The 3,066-nt window shown below is 53.0% G+C and carries 4 protein-coding genes; 1 reads left to right on the forward strand and 3 read right to left on the reverse strand.

All coding sequences use genetic code 11. From position 1 onward, the window contains the following. Window positions 1-57: 57 nt before the first annotated feature. The 3 genes from AJE_RS18205 to AJE_RS10065 all read right to left on the reverse strand — a co-directional run bounded on the left by AJE_RS18205 (window position 58) and on the right by AJE_RS10065 (window position 2,714). Complete coding sequence (locus tag AJE_RS18205) at window positions 58-198, reverse strand: DUF3149 domain-containing protein (RefSeq protein WP_008609638.1); 141 nt, start codon at window positions 196-198, stop codon at window positions 58-60. A gap of 78 nt (window positions 199-276) precedes the next feature. After that, the gene (locus AJE_RS10060; protein WP_008950774.1) at window positions 277-789 is read right to left on the reverse strand and encodes a TIGR02444 family protein; all 513 of its coding nucleotides are present in this window, start codon (window positions 787-789) and stop codon (window positions 277-279) included. A 14-nt stretch (window positions 790-803) separates the two neighbouring features. Continuing rightward, window positions 804-2,714 carry an ATP-binding cassette domain-containing protein gene (locus AJE_RS10065; protein WP_008950775.1) on the reverse strand — a complete coding sequence of 637 codons (1,911 nt, stop codon included), beginning with the start codon at window positions 2,712-2,714 and terminating at the stop codon, window positions 804-806. Between the two features lie 96 nt (window positions 2,715-2,810). Between AJE_RS10065 and AJE_RS10070 the strand changes: the two genes are divergently transcribed. Then, a complete protein-coding gene (locus AJE_RS10070; RefSeq protein WP_008609634.1) occupies window positions 2,811-3,017 on the forward strand; it encodes a YheV family putative zinc ribbon protein in 207 nt (68 codons plus the stop codon). The last annotated feature ends 49 nt before the right edge of the window (window positions 3,018-3,066 follow it).

Genomic DNA, 3,066 nt, shown 5'->3' on the forward strand with positions numbered 1-3,066 from the left:
GCAGCAAACGTCAACACGCCCTAGGGCGTCTGCCCGACCTGTTAAACCGTGTGGCTATTACTTGGTTTGTTCCTCAGCATTACTGACTTTGTACATAAAGTACACGGCGTAGAAAATGCACAGGCCAATCACAATGGCCAAGCCGGTAAAAGAAATAAAAATTACCGGGTCGTTTAAAAATTCATGCCATAGGTTCATAGGATTTCCCTCCTGAAGTTGCTTGAGGGAAGTGTAGGCAAGGGCAGCAGGCGCTGATATGACCTGGATCAAAGTTACTCAGCTGGCCGCGGCAAAGCGGGCGGCAGCTTGACGCAGATCAAATAATGCCCGTTGTAGCGCTTCGTTTGTTACGGCTAACTGCTGGCAGTATAGACTCAGGTTGTCCGGGTTACTGGCCGGGGTAAAGCGCAAGTAGTGACACAGCAGTTGCTGCTCCAGCCGCTCTGCCACCAACTCGGTTTGTAAAATTCCCTGTTTTAGTTCCGTTTGCTGGCTACTATCCAGCGGCAGTTTAGGCAGCTCACGCCGGCACTGGCGTAATACCTGAGTAATGTGCTGATTTAACGGTGCCAGTTGCTGTAAGCCCTGCGTCAGACTAGCAGCATCCAGCTGCCAGCCCAGTTGCTCGGTATAGCTGAGCAGCAGCAGCAGATTAACATTGGCCTGCCAATTGTCCTGTAACTGCAGGCAAAGCGGCTGCACCTGTGGGTAAAACCCCAGGCTGATTTGCCAAAAGGCGTCGGCATTAAGCTGCTGCGCTGTCATTTGCTGTACTGTCATCTGCTGCATAGATCGCTTTGTCCCTACTGATTTTGCTGCCAGAAAAGTTGGCTTTGTTGTTCCAGCGCCTCTTGCGCCTCAAACCAGCTTTCTTCTACTTGCGCCAGTTCGCTGCTGGCCTGGGTTTGTTCTGTCAGCAGTTTAGTTAGCTGGGCTTTGTTAGCGGCTTCGTAGATGGCTGGTTCCGCCAGTTGTTGCTCCAGGCTGGCCAGCTGAGTCTCGAGTTGTTGCTGCCGCAGCTCCAGCTTGTCAATTTTCTGCTTTAGTGGTCGCAGCAGATTGCGCAGCTCCGCCTCCAAGCGTTTTTGATCTTTGCGCACTGCAGCACTATTGCTACTGACGGTTTCCGGAGCCGCACTCTGCTGGCTTTGTCGGGCATCTTGTTGCAGCCACTGGTAATAGTCCTGCAAGTCGCCATCGAAGGGGGCGACTTTGCCATTCGCCACTAAATAAAATTCGTCAGTGGTGCTGTTCAGCAAGTGGCGGTCGTGCGATACCACTACTATGGCCCCGGCAAAATCCTGCAGCGCCATGACTATGGCTTCGCGCATTTCCAGATCCAAATGGTTAGTCGGTTCGTCCAGCAACAGCAAATTCGGGCGCTGATACACCAATAACGCCAGCACCAGGCGAGCCTTTTCGCCGCCGGAGAAAGGCGCACAGGGTTCCAGCGCTTTATCGCCGTGAAAACCAAAACCACCAAGAAAATCACGTAGCTTCTGCTCAGGAACCTGCGGGTCCAGTCGCACCAGATGCTGCAATGGCGAATCTTGCGGTCTGAGGGTTTCCAGTTGGTGCTGGGCAAAATAACCAAGACTAACGCCACTGGCATACCAGAGTTCACCAGCCAGTGGCGGTAGCTCACCACTGAGTAATTTGATTAGTGTGGATTTACCGGCGCCATTACGCCCGAGTAAGCCGATACGACTACCTGGCAGCAGCTGAAAGTTAATATTGCTCAGAATGGGCTTGCCGCTGTAGCCGGCCTGGACCTGTTCCAGTTTTAACAGTGGGTTGGGTAAGGCCCGTGGCTCGCGGAAACTGAAGTTAAACGGCGAATCAACGTGCGCCGGTGCCAGTATGGTCATCCGCTCCAACGCCTTGATCCGGCTCTGTGCCTGCCGGGCTTTGGTGGCCTGGGCTTTAAAACGGTCGATAAATTGTTGCAAGTGCGCCACCTGGCGCTGTTGCTTCTCAAAGTTTGCCTGGTGTTGTGCCAGTTGTTCTGCACGCTGGCGCTCGAACTGGCTGTAATTGCCTTTATACAGCGTCAGACACTGGCGTTCGATATGGACAGTATTGTCGGTCACTGCATCAAGAAAATCCCGATCATGGCTAATCAGCAGTAAGGTACCCGGATAGTTACTGAGGTACTTTTCCAGCCAGAGTACCGCATCCAGATCAAGGTGGTTGGTTGGCTCATCGAGCAGTAACAGCTCGGCTTTTTGCATCAGCGCCCGTGCCAGGTTCATCCGCATCCGCCAGCCACCGGAAAACGACTTTACGGTCTGTTGCTGCATCTCGCCGCTAAATCCTAAACCCGCCAGCAGGGTGCCGGCCTTGGCTTCGGCACGGTAGCCATCCAGCGCTTCAATTTGCTGATGTACCGCTGCCAGATCACTGTCGCTGCATTGACTGCGGGCTTTTAGCAGCAATGGGTAAAGTTCAGGCTCGCCTTGTAACACATAATCCAGGGCGGAACAGTCCAGGGCCGGCGTTTCCTGGGCCACTGTTGCGATCACCCAGGCAGCAGGGATGCTGACATTACCGGCATCGGCATGTAATTTACCTTGCAGCAGCGCAAATAAGCTGGATTTACCACAACCGTTGGCGCCGACAATTCCCACCTTTTGCCCCGGAAATACGGTAAGATCGGCCCCTGTAAACAGCGCCTGGATACCGCGTCTTAATTCTACCTGCTGAAGCTGGATCATGTTTTACCTTGTACCAGTGAACTAAGTGGGCGATTTTACGCTATATCCGGCTGAAACTAAAATTTCGTCCGGCTTTTTGTGCCCGTTGGAGCCTGTATGACCACCCGTAAGAAAAAGCGTTTTATCGCCGGCGCGACCTGTCCGCAGTGTAAAGCCACCGATACCATGAGTTTGTTTATTGAAAACAATGTTGAGAAGGTGGAGTGCGTGGCCTGTGGGCATCAGATGGCGCAACCAGAGCAGCAAGTGGTGCAATCGACCCGCGAGAATGAATTGGTGATTGGGGTCTTTAAGCCAGAATAAGCCAGCATTGTTGCTGGCTTCAGATTAATGACAAACCCCGGTTTTTTGG

Source organism: Alishewanella jeotgali KCTC 22429 (assembly GCF_000245735.1).
GTDB lineage: Bacteria > Pseudomonadota > Gammaproteobacteria > Enterobacterales > Alteromonadaceae > Alishewanella > Alishewanella jeotgali.